This is a genomic window from Antarctobacter sp. (assembly GCF_965277915.1).
GTDB lineage: Bacteria > Pseudomonadota > Alphaproteobacteria > Rhodobacterales > Rhodobacteraceae > Antarctobacter.
In genome coordinates, this window is record NZ_OZ255849.1 from 2,060,271 (window position 1) to 2,075,481 (window position 15,211).

The window sequence follows — 15,211 nt, forward strand, 5'->3', positions numbered from 1 at the left end:
GTTCTCTATAACGAGGTGCAGTCGGTCACACCACCACGGCGGCACCATTGGAGGCAAGGCCGACATTCTGGCGGAAGGCCTCGAACAATTCGCGTCCGACGCCATGGCCATTGCCGGACAGATCCGCCAGTACCGGCTCGCGACTGTCGAAATCCTCGGCCAGTGTCTCGATCGTCCCCTTGACCGCATCCACGCGCACCACGTCACCGTCACGCAGTCGCGCGAGCGGACCGCCGTTCGCCGCCTCGGGCGAGACATGGATGGCGGCGGGCACCTTGCCGCTTGCACCGGACATCCGGCCATCGGTAACAAGCGCCACCTTCAGGCCCCGATCCTGAAGGACCGCCAGCGTCGGCGTCAGCCCGTGCAGTTCCGGCATCCCGTTCGAGGACGGGCCCTGGAAGCGGACGACAACCACGGTGTCGGACGTGAACTCTCCGGCCTTGAAGGCGGTTTTGACGCTTTCCTGGTCGTGGAAGATGCGCGCCGGCGCTTCGATCACGTGCCGTTCCGGTGCGACGGCAGAAACCTTGATCATGCCGTGGCCGAGGTTGCCGTAAAGCTGTTTCAGCCCGCCGGTGGCCTGGAATGGGTCGCGCGCGGGGCGCAGGATCTTGTCATTCTGCGTTTCGCTGGGGCCGTCCCGGTAAGAGACTGCGCCGTTTTCCAGCACCGGCTCACGCGTGTAGAGCGACAGCCCGTCGCCCGCCACGGTCTTGACGTCATCCTGCAGCAGGCCCGCGTCCAGGAGTTCGCCGATCATGTACTGCAGCCCGCCTGCGGCGTGGAAATGGTTCACGTCGGCAAGACCGTTGGGATAGACCTTGGCCATCAGCGGCGTAACCGAGCTGATCTCGTCGAAATCCTCCAACTCCAGGGCGATCCCGGCGGCACGGGCCATCGCGGGCAGGTGCAGCACGAGGTTGGTCGACCCACCTGTCGCCATCAGCCCGACGATACCGTTCACAAAGGCCTTGGCGTCCAACACGTCGCAGACCGGGCGATAGGCATTGCCCAGCTTGGTGAGCGACAGCGCCTGCTTCGCGGCCTCGACGGTCAGCGCCTCGCGCAGCGGCGTGCCCGGGTTGATGAAACTGGTGCCCGGCATGTGCAGCCCCATGAATTCCATCAGCATCTGGTTGGAATTGGCGGTGCCGTAGAAGGTGCAGGTGCCCGGCCCGTGGTACGAGGCCATCTCGGCCTCCATCAGCTTGTCCCGGCCAACCTCGCCCGTGGCGAACTGCTGGCGGATCTTGGCCTTTTCGTCGTTGGGCAAACCGCTGGTCATCGGACCGGCGGGGATGAACAACCCGGGGATATAGCCGAAGGTCGCCGCCGCAATCACCAGCCCCGGCACGATCTTGTCGCAAACCCCGAGGTAGACGGCAGCGTCAAAGGTGTTGTGGCTCAGCGCGACACCCGTCGCCAGAGCGATCACATCGCGCGAGAACAGAGAAAGCTCCATGCCGACCTGGCCCTGGGTGACGCCGTCACACATGGCGGGCACGCCGCCTGCGACCTGCGCGGTCCCGCCTGCCTCACGCGCGGCGGCGCGGATCACGTTGGGATAGGTCTCGAACGGTTGGTGCGCCGAGAGCATGTCGTTGTAGGCGGTCACGATCCCGAGGTTCGGGGCGCGGCCCGCCGCCAGCGTATCCTTGTCGCCGGTCATGGCGGCATAGGCATGGGCCTGGTTGCCGCAAGTCAGGTGCGCGCGGCGCGGGCCTTCGTCGGCGGCGCGGCGCATACGGTCAAGATAAGTGCTGCGCATCTGCTCGGAACGGGCTTCGATACGGGCGGTGACACGCGCGATGGTGGCATCAAGCGGCATTCGGGTCTCCCTCCTGGGATCGTCTCTGGCTTGGCTATGCGCCTCACATACGACAGTTAGCGCTAACGGTAAAGGCCGGATCGTGTGGCAACCCCGATGGGTTGGGCAATTGCCTGCACGGCGGCGCTTTCCCAGGCGCGCAAATGCAGTTAAGCGAAGCGCATGACGGATTCCAAGACCATACCCGACCGCCCGGTCCTGCGGCTGAAACCCAAGGCCAACGCGCGCGCCATTCGACGTGGTGCGCCCTGGGTCTTTGATAACGAGCTGGTCATGGACCGGCGCAGCAAGGCGCTGGCCCCCGGCAGCATCGCGACGCTGGAAGATGGCGACCGCAAGCCGTTGGCCACGGTCGCCGTGAATCCCGGCTCGCGGATCGTGGCCCGGGTGCTGGACCGCGACGCGACGGCGGTTGTCGATCGGGAATGGCTGGCCGAGCGCCTGCGCAAAGCCTTGTCGCTGCGCGAAGCGGTTTACGACGCGCCCTTCTACCGGTTGGTCCATGCCGAGGGCGACGGGTTGCCGGGTCTGGTGATCGACCGTTTTGGCGACACCTGCGTGATGCAGCCGAATGCCGCCTGGGCCGAGACACACCTGGATGCCCTGACCGAGGCCTTGGTCGACGTCACCGGGGTGACCAACGTGCTGAAGAACGCCGCCGGGCGCGGCCGTGCGCTGGAGGGGCTGGACGACGTGGATGCGGTGCTGCGGGGCACGGCACCCAAGGCGTCGGTTCCGGTCGAGATGAACGGCGCGACCTACATGGCGGACCTGACCGGTGGACAGAAAACCGGCCTGTTCTATGACCAGCGCGAGAACCAGGGGTTTGCGGCCCGGCTTGCGCGGGGCCATTCGGTCCTGGATGTCTTTTCCCATGTTGGCGGCTTTGCGCTTTCGGCGCTTGCGGGCGGTGCCAGCAGGGCCCTCGCGGTCGATGGATCCGCGGCCGCGTTGGCCCTGGCCGAAGAAGGCGCGCGGCGCATGGAGGCCTCTGACCGCTTTGCCACCCGACAAGGTGACGCCTTTGCCACGCTCGAGGCATTGGCGGACGAAGATGCGCGCTTTGACCTGGTGATCTGCGATCCGCCTGCTTTTGCGCCCAACAAGCCCGCGCTGGAAAAGGGCCTGCGCGCCTATGAGCGCGTGGCGCGCCTGGCCGCGCCGTTGGTAGCAAAGGACGGCTACCTGATGCTGTGCTCCTGTTCCCATGCGGCGGACCTGACCGCCTTTACCGGCGCTTGCCTGCGGGGGATCGGCCGGTCCGGGCGTCGGGCGCAGCTGTTGCACACCGGCTTTGCCGGACCGGATCACCCGCTGCTGCCTCAACTGGCCGAATCCGGCTATCTCAAGGCCTTGGTCTTCCGCCTGTGAAGGTCCTGCTGGACACCTGCGTTCTGTATCCGACGGTGATGCGCGAGGTCCTTCTGGGCGCCGCGCGGGCGGGGTTCTACACGCCGCTCTGGTCGGAGCGCATTCTCGAGGAATGGGCCCGTGCCGCACGCAAGCTGGGCCCGGACGGCGAGGCGCAGGCACGGGCCGAGATCGCCCTTGTCCGCGCCGCCTGGCCCAAGGCCGAAGTGACCTACCCGCCGTCGCTGGAAAAGCGCCTGTGGCTGCCCGATGCCAATGATACCCATGTTTTGGCTGCGGGTATTGCGGGGCATGCGGATGTCATCGTCACCATGAATGCCAGCGACTTCCCGCGGAACGTCCTGGCCGAGGAGGGGCTGAGTCGTGCCGATCCGGATGGCTTCCTTCTGGGATTTCACCGGGCGCAGCCGGACGTCATGGCGCAGGTCGGTGAATACGTGCGGGCCGAGGCGGAACGGCTCTCGGGCGAGGCCTGGACCATGCGGGCCCTGATGAAAAAGGCGCGGTTGCCGCGCCTGGGCAAGGCTCTGGGCGGCTGACCTTGCGGGGCGGGGCCGTGCGCTTTATCTGTCGCTAAAATCCCGATGCTTTCCGTCGGAGACGACAAAGGACACCCCGTGCAGGCACCCCGACTGGAGATCCGAAACATCATCCGCCGCTATGACGGCAAGGCGGTGGTGAACAATGTTTCGCTGACGATTCAACCGGGCAAGGTGACTTGCCTTCTGGGGCCCTCCGGCTGCGGAAAATCGACGACCTTGCGGATCATCGCCGGGGTCGAGATGCAGGATTCCGGTTCGATCTTCATCGATGGCAACTTGATCTGCGACACGGTTTTCCGGGTGCCGCCAGAGCGCCGCTCCGTCGGGCTGATGTTCCAGGATTTCGCGCTTTTTCCGCACCTTAGCGTGGGCGAGAACGTGGCTTTCGGGCTCAAGACATCGGCCTCCGAGAAACGCGCACGGGCCAAGGAATACCTCGAACGGGTTGGCTTGGCCGGCTACATCGACGACTATCCGCATCAGCTTTCGGGCGGCGAACAACAGCGTGTGGCCCTGGCCCGCGCCTTGGCGCCGAAGCCGCGCCTGATGCTGATGGACGAGCCGTTCTCCGGCCTCGACAACCGGCTGCGCGATGGCATCCGGGATGAGACGCTGGAACTGCTCAAGGAAGAGGGGACCTCGGTTCTCTTGGTCACGCATGAACCCGAAGAGGCGATGCGCATGGCCGACGAGATCGCCCTGATGCGGCAGGGGCATATCGTCCAGCAGGGCGCACCCTACAATATCTACAACGCCCCGGCTGACCGTGAGGCAGTCGCTTTCTTCAGCGATATCAATACGATCAGGGGTGAAGTTAAAGGTGCTCTCGTGGCCACGCCCTTTGGCCAGTTCCTGGCCCCGGGCTATGCCGATGGCAGCCACGTCGAGATCGTCTTTCGGCCCCAGCACGTCGGCATCGACTTTGACCGTGCGGGCAAGGGGCCCAGTCCTTCGGCCAAGACCGGCGCGCCGGCGCGCGGCGTGGTGAAGCGGGCGCGGTTCATGGGGTCGGAAAGCCTGGTGGAGTTCCGCATGGACCATGACGGCGAGAAACTGCGTGCCACGGTGCCCAACGTCTTTCTGCCGAAACCGGGCACACCGATGTGGCTGAGCATCCGCCGCGACCGCTGCTTTGTCTTCCCGGCCTCCTGACGTGTTCACAGGCTCTTGTGGATAACTCCTCACGCATCGCGTGAGGCAAGCGCCCTTTGCAGGACGTACACACGGATCGAGGATGCAAGCCCGACCTCGGGGTCGCGGCTTACATCAATATTGGCCGCCAAGGCATTGATTGTAAGGCCATCTTCTCGGGCGATGCGGCGGAACTCCTGCCAGAATTCCTCTTCCAGCGAGACCGATGTCCGGTGTCCCTTGAGGGTCAGGGAATGCTTGACCGGGCGGCCGCTCATTCCTTTTCGTGTCCGTCCAGATCGCGTTCGGCCTTTGACCGCCGGGCCTCGGCCAGGTCTTTTTCCGACTTGCTAATCCCGTGGCGCGCGGCATTCCGGTCGCCAACGCGGCGCTTGTCCTCGCGCGCTTTCTGCTTCTTGAAGCGGTTGAGATTGACCACCTTGGACATGACCTGTGCTCCGCCGGGAATTGTACGTTTTGTACAAAACGTACGCGGTTTCCAACGTTTTGTACAAGCCGGGGCATCAACGGAAAAGGCGCCGGACAATTTTGCCCGGCGCCCCTGTCTGGGTTCTTGTCATGTCTCTGTCAGGGGCGGGGCGTCGTGCCCGCGCCGACGGGTGACATCAGGCCTTCGGGCCGATCATCTGCTCAGGGCGCACCACCGCGTCAAAGGTCGCCTCGTCGACAAAGCCCAAAGCGATGGCCTCTTCCTTGAGGGTCGTGCCGTTCTTGTGCGCGGTCTTGGCGACCTTGGTGGCGTTGTCATAGCCGATGGTCGGCGCCAGCGCGGTGACCAGCATCAACGATTCCTTCATCAGCTTGTCGATGCGGGGCTCGTTGGCCTCGATGCCCAGAAGCATCCGCTCGGTGAAGCTGTCCGCTGCGTCGCCCAACAGCTGGATCGACTGCAGCAGGTTGTAGCTCATCATCGGGTTGTAGACGTTCAGTTCGAAGTGGCCCTGAGAGCCAGCGAACTTGATCGCCGCGTCGTTGCCCATGACATGCGCGGCGACCTGGGTCAGCGCCTCGGCCTGGGTCGGGTTCACCTTGCCCGGCATGATCGAGGAGCCCGGTTCGTTTTCCGGCAGGATCAGTTCACCCAGGCCCGAACGCGGGCCAGAGCCGAGGAAGCGGATGTCATTGGCGATCTTGTAGCAGCTGCCCGCAATCGTCGCCAAGGCGCCCGAGAGGAAGACCATCGCGTCATGCGCGGCCAGTGCCTCGAACTTGTTGGGGGCAGTGACGAAGGGCAGGCCGGTGATCTTGGCCATGTGGCCGGCGACCGCCTCCCCCCAGCCGGGGACGGTGTTCAGGCCGGTGCCGACGGCGGTGCCGCCCTGGGCCAGTTCGTAAATGCCGGGCATCGCGGCCTCGACCCGCTTCAGGCCCTGGCGGATCTGATGCGCATAGCCCGAGAATTCCTGGCCCAGCGTCAGCGGCGTCGCATCCTGCGTGTGGGTGCGGCCGATCTTGATGATGTCCTTGAATTCCTCGGCCTTCTGTTCCAGCCCTTCGGCCAGCTTGGTCAGGCCGGGGATCAGCACGTCCCGCACGCTCATCGCGGTGGCGATATGCATGGCGGTGGGGAAGGTGTCGTTGGACGACTGGCCCATGTTGCAGTGGTCGTTCGGGTGCACCGGGTCCTTGCTGCCGATGGTCCCGCCGAGGATCTCGATCGCGCGGTTGGCAATGACCTCGTTGGAGTTCATGTTCGACTGGGTGCCCGACCCCGTCTGCCAGACCACCAGCGGGAAGTTGTCGTCGAACTTGCCCGCGACGACCTCACTGGCGGCCTGGATGATGGCGTCGGCCAGTTTCGCGTCCAGCTTGCCGGTGGCCTTGTTCTGCATCGCGCAGGCCTGCTTGATCACGCCCAGCGCGCGCACGATGGCCACGGGCTGTTTTTCCCAACCGATGGGAAAGTTCATGATCGAACGCTGGGTCTGTGCACCCCAGTACTTGTCTGCGGGAACTTCGAGCGGGCCAAAGCTGTCGGATTCGGTGCGGGTCGCGGTCATGGACATGCCTCCTTCGTGCGGTTGCCTTCCTCTTACCCCAGAAGTGCGGAAAGACAAGGCGGCATACCACGGGATACCGTTAACATGCGTCAGAATGCCGGTGCCACGTGACCCGTCTGGGCGCGGCACCGGGATATTGTCAGGCTGTTCCGGGGTTCACTTACGGAAACGATCGAGGCTGACCACCTCTGCGTCGTGGTGTTCCTCTTGCGGCTCGCCGCCGGGACCGTCGTCATCGGGGGGCGTCGGATCGTCGTCGCCGTCTTCCTCGTCCTCCTGGCTTTCAAAGCGGAGGCCGAATTCCACCGAGGGATCGACGAAGGTCTTTATCGCATCATAGGGGATGTACAGCCGTTCCGGGGCATCGCCAAAGTTCAGCGTGACCGCGAATCCGTCATCGCCCACATCCAGCCCGTCATACCAGTGCTGCATCACCACGGTCATTTCCTCGGGATAGCGATCGGCCAGCCAATCGGCCAGCTCGGCATCCGGGTGACCGGTGTCGAAGGTGATGAAGAAATGGTGATCCCCGGGCAGTCCGTTTTCCTGAACATCCTCGAGAACCTGCTGAATCAACCCGCGCATGGCGCGGTGCATGAGTTTGCCGTAATCGATGCCTTCGGACATTTGGGGACCTTTCTGAACGTGCCCTCACCATATTGTTTTTGACGTGAAGGAAAAGGGGCGATTGTCACACAAGCGCAAGCGCCCATCCCAGCGCCGCCGAGAGGGCGAGTGTGACAGGGACACCGCGTTTTGCCCAGACAAGCAGCAGCGTGGCAAGGGATGTCAGGGGCAGGACTTCCCAGCGCAGCGAGTCCAGCCGGGGCAGGTCCAGCGTGACCGGGCCCAGCCCGACGGGCGTGAGCGTTGCAAAGACGACATGCAGCGCAAACCAGAGCGAAAGATTGAGGATCACGCCGACGACCGCGGCGGTGATGGCCGCCAGCGCCGATTGCAGTCGGGGCCGCGCCAGCAGGTTTTCGATGTAGGGGGCGCCCGCGAAAATCCACAGGAAACAGGGCACGAAGGTCATCCAGAGCGTCAGTCCACCCGCCGCCAGTGCCAGCCAGGGGCCTCCGTGGGCGTGCCCGGTCAACTGTCCCACGAATTGCGTCACCAGGATCAGCGGGCCGGGCGTGGTCTCGGCCAGGCCCAGGGCGTCGACCATCTGCGTGGCGTCCAGCCAGGCGCGGGTCTCGACCACTTCCTGCGCCATGTAGGCCAGAACCGCGTAGGCCCCGCCAAAGGTGACGACGGCCAGCTTGGCAAAAAACAGGGCCAGGTCGAACAGCAGATCCTGCCCGGTCAGCCAGAGGATCGGCAGGGGCATGAGCCAGAGCGCAGCCCAGAGCAGGATCGTTGCGGGGCGTGTCCGACGCGCGGCGGGGTCCGGAGGTGTCTCTGACGGTGCGGCGGCCCGGCAGGCGCCCCAGAGCGCGGCCAGCGCGATGATCAGCGGAAAGGGCAGGCCAAGCAGGAAGATCGCAAGAAAGGACAGCGCGGCGACCAGGTAGTCCGCTGTTCCCTTGAGTGCCTTATGCGACAGCCGTACCAGCGCCTGTGCCACGATCACCACGACGCAGGCCTTGACGCCCAATAGCAGCGCCTCGGTCTCGGGGCGCGCACCATACTGCGCATAGAGCAGCGCCAGCAGGGCGATCACCACGGCGCCGGGCAGCACAAAGAGCCCGCCCGCGATCAGCCCCCCGGGAATGCCGCGCAGGCGCCAGCCGGCATAGGTGGCAAGTTGCATCGCCTCGGGTCCGGGCAGCAACATGCAGAAACTCAGGGAGCGCAGGAATTGCTGTTCCGTCAGCCAGGGCCGTTCCTCGACCAGTTCGCGGTGCATCAGGGCGATTTGCGCCGCCGGGCCGCCAAAGGACAGAACCCCGATACGGCCAAAGACTTGAATCAGCGTGGAATAGGCGGTCATGACCTCGGGGCCTAGCAACGGGGGACGACGCCGGTGTGACAGGTCGGCGCCCGGGGTCAAGACCCGCAGCAGGCGATCAACAGCCTCCGATCCAGTATTTAACCTCCGGCCCGCGCAGGATCCGCACCGCCTCGACCCCCTCGAAATAGTCGCCTTGGTAGCGGATGCCATAGTCGCCCTTGGCCCGTTTGCGCCCGTCGACCGTCTCGTAGAAGACATATAGCCTGGCATTGTCGCGGTGGCGCAGGCGTTTGCCGTCGCTAAGCGGGTTGATGCGGGACTTTGGCCCCGGTTCCCACCAGCCATTCTTGACCCAACATCGTCGCGCGGCGATTGTTTGACCATGCTTTGCCAGGTCCGGCTTTCGCAGGGATTGACGATCACGAGGTCCCGACTGCGGTCCGCGACCGCGGCGGACCCGGCGAGGACAAGCAGACAGACGGCGCGCCGGGTGTCCTGTCGGGAATTCTTTTTGGGGAAAGTGCAGGCTTCTGTTGCCAGGTGCCTGCGAACCCCGCCTTACGCGGCTAGGCGCAAGGACTTAGATTTCGGTCTTTCGGACTGCTTACGCAGCCAGAGCAACCGGAGCACGATTGTTGTTGGCAATTGTACTTAGCGAACCGATAACGGTGGTATCTCACCGGGACAAAGCTACATCTTTACGCGTTCGTCGATCCTATTTCGGCCCCATGATCCCCCAACAAAGGATGTATGGTGGAGCCGCCGGGTACCGCCCCCGGGTCCGATCCGTTTATTACATGCGCGTTTATGCCCATAGTCCCCGAAGGGACAGGGTGAATATAGGGATGCCTGCCGCGATTGCAAAGGGGATTCGTCTGCGTCGGAGGCCGCAACCCCGCTTTCTTTCAATGATTTCGGGTCGCGGGCGGCGCGCTCATCTTTCCAGCAGGCTGTCGGGCGCCGGATCCATGGCGCGGATCTGCAACTGCTGCCCGCCGAGGTCGCGGAAAGCGCGCTGGCGACAGGTCAGGACAAGGATCTGCACGTCCGAGGCCTGGCGGTGCAGGGCGTCGAACATGCGTTCGATCCGGTCATCGTCGGTATAGACCAGCGCATCGTCCAGGATCACCGGAGCCGCGCGTCCGTCCTCGGCCAGCAGACGGGCAAAAGCCAGCCGCACCAGGAGCGCCAGCTGTTCCTGCGTTCCGCCGGACAGGATGTCGATCGGCTCCTCGGTGCCGTTGCGGATCAGGTTCCGGGGCAACAGGTCGGTGTCGTCCCAATCCAGCTGCGCCTCTGGCCACAGAAGGTGAAGCAGGGGGCGCAAGGCATTGGCAACCGGTGTGAAATAGCGATCCCTTGCGGCGATGCGCGCGGTCTCGAGGGCGGTTTCGAGGCGGCGCAGGACGGCCACGTCCCGGGTGATCCGGGCCAGATCGGCCCGCGCGGTTTCCAGATCCTGTGCCAGATCGGCCAGCCGTTCCTCGACCGCTCCTTCGGCGCTGCGGCGAACACGTTCGTCCAGGCGGGCAAGATCGAGGTTCAGACGCGCGATGGCCTCTTGCGCGGAGGTCTCGGCGGATTGCGCACGCGACAGCGCGGCCCGGGTGCTTTCGAGATCGGGCGCCTCGGTTGCGGCCCTGGCGCGGGCTTCTTCGGCCTGCGCCAGGGCCGCCTGCGCGGCGTCGTGCTCTGCTTCGGGTGTCTCGGGCGCCTGCGCGAGGGCGGTTTCCGCCCGGGTCTGACGGTCAGCCGCCGCCTGCGCGCCGGCAAGGGCGTGGGCGGTCTCGGTACGCGTGGCCTCGAGTTGGTCACGCGCCGTTTCCGCCTGGATCTCGGCCTCTTGCCGGGCGTTCTCGGCCTGACGGAGCGCGGTTTCCGCCGCCTCAACTGTGGGCGGTTCGGGCGCATCCGCCGGCAGGGGCGCGGGCAGGGAGGTCAGCCGTTGACGCAGGGCCTCGGCCCCGTCGGGCGCGAGGGCGCGCAGGGTGGCGGTGATCTCGGACAGGCGGCGCTCGGCCTCGCCGCGCGCGCGGGCGGATTGCCGGGCAGCGTCGATGTCGGGCAGATCAAGTTTCCGCAAGGCGGCCGACAGAGCCTCGCTTGCGCTGTCGACCGCGGTATCGTCGCCGGTATCGCCGGGGGTGAGGGTCAGCTTGCCGAGGCCGGGCAGGTCCAGCGTCGTGACCCGCAAGAGCGGCATCGCCCTGTCGCCTGGCAGTGGCTGGCCATCCAGCGTGATCGCCCCGTCGCGCCCCGCCGCGTAAGAGACTTCCAATCGCGCGGCGCTGGCGGCCTGCAGGGCGCGGGCCTGCTCCAAGGCACGGGCCAGGCTTTCCAGCCGGTCGATCGCCTTGGCATCGGGGCCTTGAGACGCCTCGCGGCGGGCGGCGTCGGCCTGTTGCCGAAGATCCTCGGCCTCGGCGATGCGCCGGGTCAGTTCCTTTCGCTGATGCTCGGCCTCGCGGGCGTGCCGCGCCTGTTGCGCGAGGCGCAGTTCGGTTTCCGCCTCGGCCAGCCGGGCACGGGCGTTTTTCAACGCCTCTCTGGCCTGCAACGCGGCGCGTTCGGCCCCGGTCTGCGCGGCCTCGGCATGGGCCTTGCGTGTTCCGGCCGCCTCGGTGGCCCGCGCCGCCTCGTCGCGTTCGGCCAGCGCCACGGCGCGCGCCTTGCGGCGGCTTTCCAGCCCGTCCAGCCGCAGGCGCGCGGTCTCGGCGGCCCGGGTGAGCGTATCGAGCTGCGCCGCATGGCGTTCGGCACGGGCATGGGCGGCCTCGGCCTCTGCCAGCCGGGACTGCCGGCGCGCGGCGGCCTCCGGCTCGGTCAGCTCTGCCAGTTCTGACCGGGCGCGGGTGCGGGCGGTAAGGTCATGGCGCAGTTCGGCCACTAGCTGATCCAGCCGGTCGTGTTCCGCCTGCAACTCGTCGACGCGGTCCTGGGCCGCCTTCCAGGGGCCGGTCTTCAGCGGGCGCCCGGTGGCGGTGGCAAAGCGGCCCAGTTCCTCGCGGCAGCGTTTCAGCGCGGCGTCCATGCGGGCGCCACCGGTCATCGTGTCGACCTCTCCGGCGATCGACGACAGCAGGTCGCGCCGCGCCTCACGGGCCGTGTCCTGCGCCTTTTTGCCGTTTTCGTCGAAACCGGTCAGCCCCTGCCGCACCCACAGAAGCCCGGCGGGCCCGCCGGCATCGGCGGCGGCCAGTTGCGAAATCCAGGCTTCGGCGGCATCGGCCTGGGCAATGAGGCGCCCGTCCTGCCAGACATGAGCGCGCGGCTTTGACAGCCAGCGTTTGGCCAGCGTGAAACGCCCCTCGGCCGTCTCGATCTCCGCCAGCACCTCGGGCGCGCCCTTGGCATGGGGCTGGAGGGCCTTGATCTCCTTGCCGCTGCCGCCGTGCGCGGTGAAGAACAGCGCCTGCAACCCGTCGAAAAGCGTGGACTTCCCCTGTTCGTTCGGGGCGCTGAGCACGTTCAGCCCGTCGGCCAGGCCCTCGATCTGGACGGGCGCGGTGAAGCGGCGCAGGTTCTGGACGGCGATACGGCGAAGTTTCACGCGGGCTGCTCCGTCACATAGGCATAAAGCCGGGCCAGCGCCTCGGCGGCGATGCCGCGATCCTCGGCGGAGAGGTCGGGGTTCTCGGCTTCGGTCTTGAGCGTCTCGGCGGCCTGGCGCAGGGCGCCCGCGTGGTCGATCGTGTCGAGATCCACGTCGTCCAGCAGCGCGCCAAGGCCTTCGGTGTTCAACGTCAGCCAGGCAAAGTCAGGTGCGGCGTCATTGGCCGCACGCGACAGGTCAGCGCGCTGCGCGAGGCTGGCCCAGCCGGTGGCCCGGACCCGCATCAGCACATCGCGGCGTCCGGTGGCGGGCAACAGCGCCTCCAGCGCCGCAGCGGTGTCCAGCCCGGCCTGTACCGGCAATTCCGTTTCGGTCCACCAGAACTGGCCGGTCTCGACCTCTGCGACCTGCGGTATCGCGCCGGGCGCGTCTATGGTCACGGCCAGGCACAGCCCGCGCCGCCCGTGCTTGAACCTGTCCTGTTCCGGCGTGCCCGGGTAGTGCGTGCGGGCGTCGATCTGCAACCGTCCGTGCCAGTCGCCCAGCGCGAGGTAGTCCAGGTTGGCGCGGGCCGCACGGTCGGGCGGGATATGCGCGCCCGTATCCTCGAAATCGGTGACGCCGCCGTGGGCAAGCGCGATCCGCAGCGCGCCCTCGGGCGTTGGTACGGCGCCAAGCCCCTCGGTCAGATCGCGGCCCGGGGCGCGGTGAGTGACCGGGACCGGCAGCAGGCTGGCGCCATCGGCCATCATCCGGGGCGCGGCGTCCAACAGTGGCCGCACGTTTTCCGGCGCTACGGCCAGCATCCGTTCCCAGAGCGGTTCGGCATTGGCCATGTTGTCGTGGTTGCCGGGCAGCAGCCACCAGGTCAGGCTTACATCCTCTGCCATCGCGGTCAGCGCCTGGCGCAACACGGTCGGAGAAGGCGTGGCCGTGTCGAATGTATCGCCTGCCAGCACGATATGCGCCGCGCCGGTATCGCGGGCGGCCTGCGCCAGCCGCGCGATGACGCCGTGGCGCGCCTCCATCAGGCGCCCGCGGATGTTGCCATCCTCGGGCTGGGGGATATTGGCGAAGCGGCGCCCCAGGTGCAGGTCCGAGGCATGGATGAAACGGAAGGCGGTCATGGCACTCTCTTTGGGCGGCACTCTTTCAGGGAGGTCGGCAGAGTGCAATCCGATCAGGGGCGCAGGGCGGTGACTTCGACCTCGACCAGGAATTCGGGCCGGGTAAAGCCCGAGACGATCATAAGCGTCGAGGCCGGCAGCACGCGCGCGTCCGCGAGCCAGGCATCCCGCGCGGCCATGTAGCCCTGCATGTGATCGCGGTGCGTGACATAGGCATTGATGCGCAGGGCGTGATGTTTCGACGTTCCGCCCTCTGCCAGGATGGCGTCGATATTGGCGAAACAGAGCGCGGCCTGCGCCTCGGGGCCTTCGGGCACGCTGCCATCCATGGCCAACGGCAACTGCCCCGATGTCAGGACAAGGTTTTCGGTTGCGACGCCGTGGGCATAGCGGGCGAAGGGGGCGGCGATCGTGTCGGGGATCAGGCTGTCGATTGGCATGTCTGGGGCTCCGTTGTGCGGGGGCACATTGGCGCCAGAGCGCCAAATTGACCAGATCTCTTGCGAAACGCGCTTTCCGGGCGCTGCTTAATTCAGCGGGCGCGCCGTAACTGCATGAATTCTGTGCGTCTTCCCGGAAAAGCGGACCATCCGGTCAGAGATGCCGATTGCCCGGACTGCGGCGCGCTCTCAGGGTCGGCGCAAAGACGCAAAACCGCGACAGAGAGGTCCTCCATGAAGTTCACTGCCCTTGCATGTGCCGCGGCCGGCACACTTGCCGCGCCCGCCTTTGCGGAATCGCATCTGACCGAGGTCGCCTTTGGCACAAACTGGCTGGCCCAGGCCGAACATGGCGGGTTCTACCAGGCCGTGGCCGATGGCACCTACGAGGCCTGCGGGCTCAAGGTCTCGATCCTGCCGGGCGGTCCGCAGGTGAACAACCGCGCGCTGCTGCTGGCGGGGCGGATCGACTACCACATGGGCGGCGACCTGCTGCAGGCCTTCAACGCCGTGCAGGAGGGCATCCCGGTGGTCTCGGTCGCGGCGATCTTTCAGAAACACCCGCAGGTCATCGTGACCCACCCGGGCAAGGCCGAGAGCTTCGAGGATCTCAAGGCGCTGGACCTGCTTATCGGCGACAACGGCTATCAGTCCTACTACCAGTGGATGATCGCGGCATATGGTTTCACCGCCGAACAGCGCCAGCCCTATACCTTCAACCCCGGGCCTTTCCTTGCCAACGAGGATACCGGGATGCAGGGCTACCTGTCGTCCGAACCCTACCTGGTGGAAAAGGAAGGCGGCTTTACCCCGGATGTCTTCCTGATCGCCGACGCGGGCTATTCCACCTATGCCTCGACGATCGAGGTCATGGCCGACACGATCGCCGAGAAGCCGGACGAGGTCAGCTGTTTCGTCGATGCCTCGATCAAGGGCTGGTACACCTATCTCTATGGCGACAACGCGGCCGCCAACGAGATGATCAAGGCCGACAACCCCGAGATGACCGACGACAAGATCGCCTTTGCCATCGAGAAGATGAAGGAACACGGCATCGTGGACTCCGGCGATACGCTTGAGGCGGGGATCGGCGTCATCACCGACGCGCAGGTCGGCGATTTCTACGCCAAGATGGTCGAGGCCGGCGTGATCGGCGAGGTCGATTGGCAGTCCGCCTATACCACGGAGTTCGTGGGCAAGGGCGTAGGAATGGACCTGAAGTAAGGAAAGGCCCGGTTCGCGGCTCGACGCAATCCGGGACAGCGATGCGATGATACCGTCCCGCCAACCCTTGGGCC

Annotated in this window: 13 protein-coding genes and 1 other RNA gene; 4 read left to right on the forward strand and 10 right to left on the reverse strand. The window is 66.0% G+C overall.

Annotated elements, in window-relative coordinates:
• Positions 1–25 precede the first annotated feature (25 nt).
• Entirely contained in the window at positions 26–1,831 is a 1,806-nt protein-coding gene (gene edd / locus ACQY5B_RS10880; protein ID WP_420325261.1) for a phosphogluconate dehydratase, read from the reverse strand.
• Between the two features lie 162 nt (positions 1,832–1,993).
• Here edd and ACQY5B_RS10885 point away from each other — a divergent pair, with 162 nt between their 5' ends.
• The 3 genes from ACQY5B_RS10885 to ACQY5B_RS10895 all read left to right on the forward strand — a co-directional run bounded on the left by ACQY5B_RS10885 (position 1,994) and on the right by ACQY5B_RS10895 (position 4,896).
• A complete protein-coding gene (locus ACQY5B_RS10885) occupies positions 1,994–3,202 on the forward strand; it encodes an RSP_2647 family RNA methyltransferase (protein WP_420325260.1) in 1,209 nt (402 codons plus the stop codon).
• Entirely contained in the window at positions 3,199–3,741 is a 543-nt protein-coding gene (locus ACQY5B_RS10890; RefSeq protein WP_420325259.1) for an RSP_2648 family PIN domain-containing protein, read from the forward strand. Before ACQY5B_RS10885 ends, ACQY5B_RS10890 begins: the two co-directional genes overlap by 4 nt.
• Positions 3,742–3,819: 78 nt before the next feature.
• Entirely contained in the window at positions 3,820–4,896 is a 1,077-nt protein-coding gene (locus ACQY5B_RS10895) for an ABC transporter ATP-binding protein (RefSeq protein WP_420325258.1), read from the forward strand.
• A gap of 29 nt (positions 4,897–4,925) precedes the next feature.
• Here ACQY5B_RS10895 and ACQY5B_RS10900 read toward each other — a convergent pair whose 3' ends face one another.
• The 9 genes from ACQY5B_RS10900 to ACQY5B_RS10940 form a co-directional block, all read right to left on the reverse strand.
• Positions 4,926–5,153, reverse strand: a complete 228-nt coding sequence (locus ACQY5B_RS10900; RefSeq protein ID WP_305969840.1) for a ribbon-helix-helix domain-containing protein — start codon at positions 5,151–5,153, stop codon at positions 4,926–4,928.
• Positions 5,150–5,323, reverse strand: coding sequence for a DUF4169 family protein (locus ACQY5B_RS10905; protein WP_420325257.1), 174 nt, complete (start codon positions 5,321–5,323; stop codon positions 5,150–5,152). The genes ACQY5B_RS10900 and ACQY5B_RS10905 overlap by 4 nt, the downstream gene beginning before the upstream one ends.
• Positions 5,324–5,501: 178 nt before the next feature.
• Complete coding sequence (fumC, locus tag ACQY5B_RS10910; RefSeq protein ID WP_420325256.1) at positions 5,502–6,896, reverse strand: class II fumarate hydratase; 1,395 nt, start codon at positions 6,894–6,896, stop codon at positions 5,502–5,504.
• Positions 6,897–7,052: 156 nt separating this feature from the next.
• Complete coding sequence (locus tag ACQY5B_RS10915) at positions 7,053–7,523, reverse strand: SspB family protein (RefSeq protein ID WP_305969843.1); 471 nt, start codon at positions 7,521–7,523, stop codon at positions 7,053–7,055.
• A gap of 64 nt (positions 7,524–7,587) precedes the next feature.
• Positions 7,588–8,832: a chromate efflux transporter gene (gene chrA, locus ACQY5B_RS10920; protein ID WP_420325255.1), complete on the reverse strand. Its 1,245-nt coding sequence runs from the start codon at positions 8,830–8,832 to the stop codon at positions 7,588–7,590.
• A 480-nt stretch (positions 8,833–9,312) separates the two neighbouring features.
• Positions 9,313–9,662: a transfer-messenger RNA gene (ssrA, locus tag ACQY5B_RS10925) on the reverse strand.
• A 65-nt stretch (positions 9,663–9,727) separates the two neighbouring features.
• Positions 9,728–12,343 carry an AAA family ATPase gene (locus ACQY5B_RS10930; protein ID WP_420325254.1) on the reverse strand — a complete coding sequence of 872 codons (2,616 nt, stop codon included), beginning with the start codon at positions 12,341–12,343 and terminating at the stop codon, positions 9,728–9,730.
• Positions 12,340–13,473 carry a metallophosphoesterase family protein gene (locus ACQY5B_RS10935; protein ID WP_420325253.1) on the reverse strand — a complete coding sequence of 378 codons (1,134 nt, stop codon included), beginning with the start codon at positions 13,471–13,473 and terminating at the stop codon, positions 12,340–12,342. The genes ACQY5B_RS10930 and ACQY5B_RS10935 overlap by 4 nt, the downstream gene beginning before the upstream one ends.
• A gap of 53 nt (positions 13,474–13,526) precedes the next feature.
• Positions 13,527–13,913 (reverse strand): RidA family protein, encoded by a 387-nt coding sequence (locus tag ACQY5B_RS10940; protein ID WP_305969847.1) that lies wholly within the window; start codon positions 13,911–13,913, stop codon positions 13,527–13,529.
• 234 nt (positions 13,914–14,147) lie between these two features.
• Between ACQY5B_RS10940 and ACQY5B_RS10945 the strand changes: the two genes are divergently transcribed.
• A complete protein-coding gene (locus ACQY5B_RS10945; protein WP_420325251.1) occupies positions 14,148–15,137 on the forward strand; it encodes an ABC transporter substrate-binding protein in 990 nt (329 codons plus the stop codon).
• Positions 15,138–15,211: the final 74 nt, after the last annotated feature.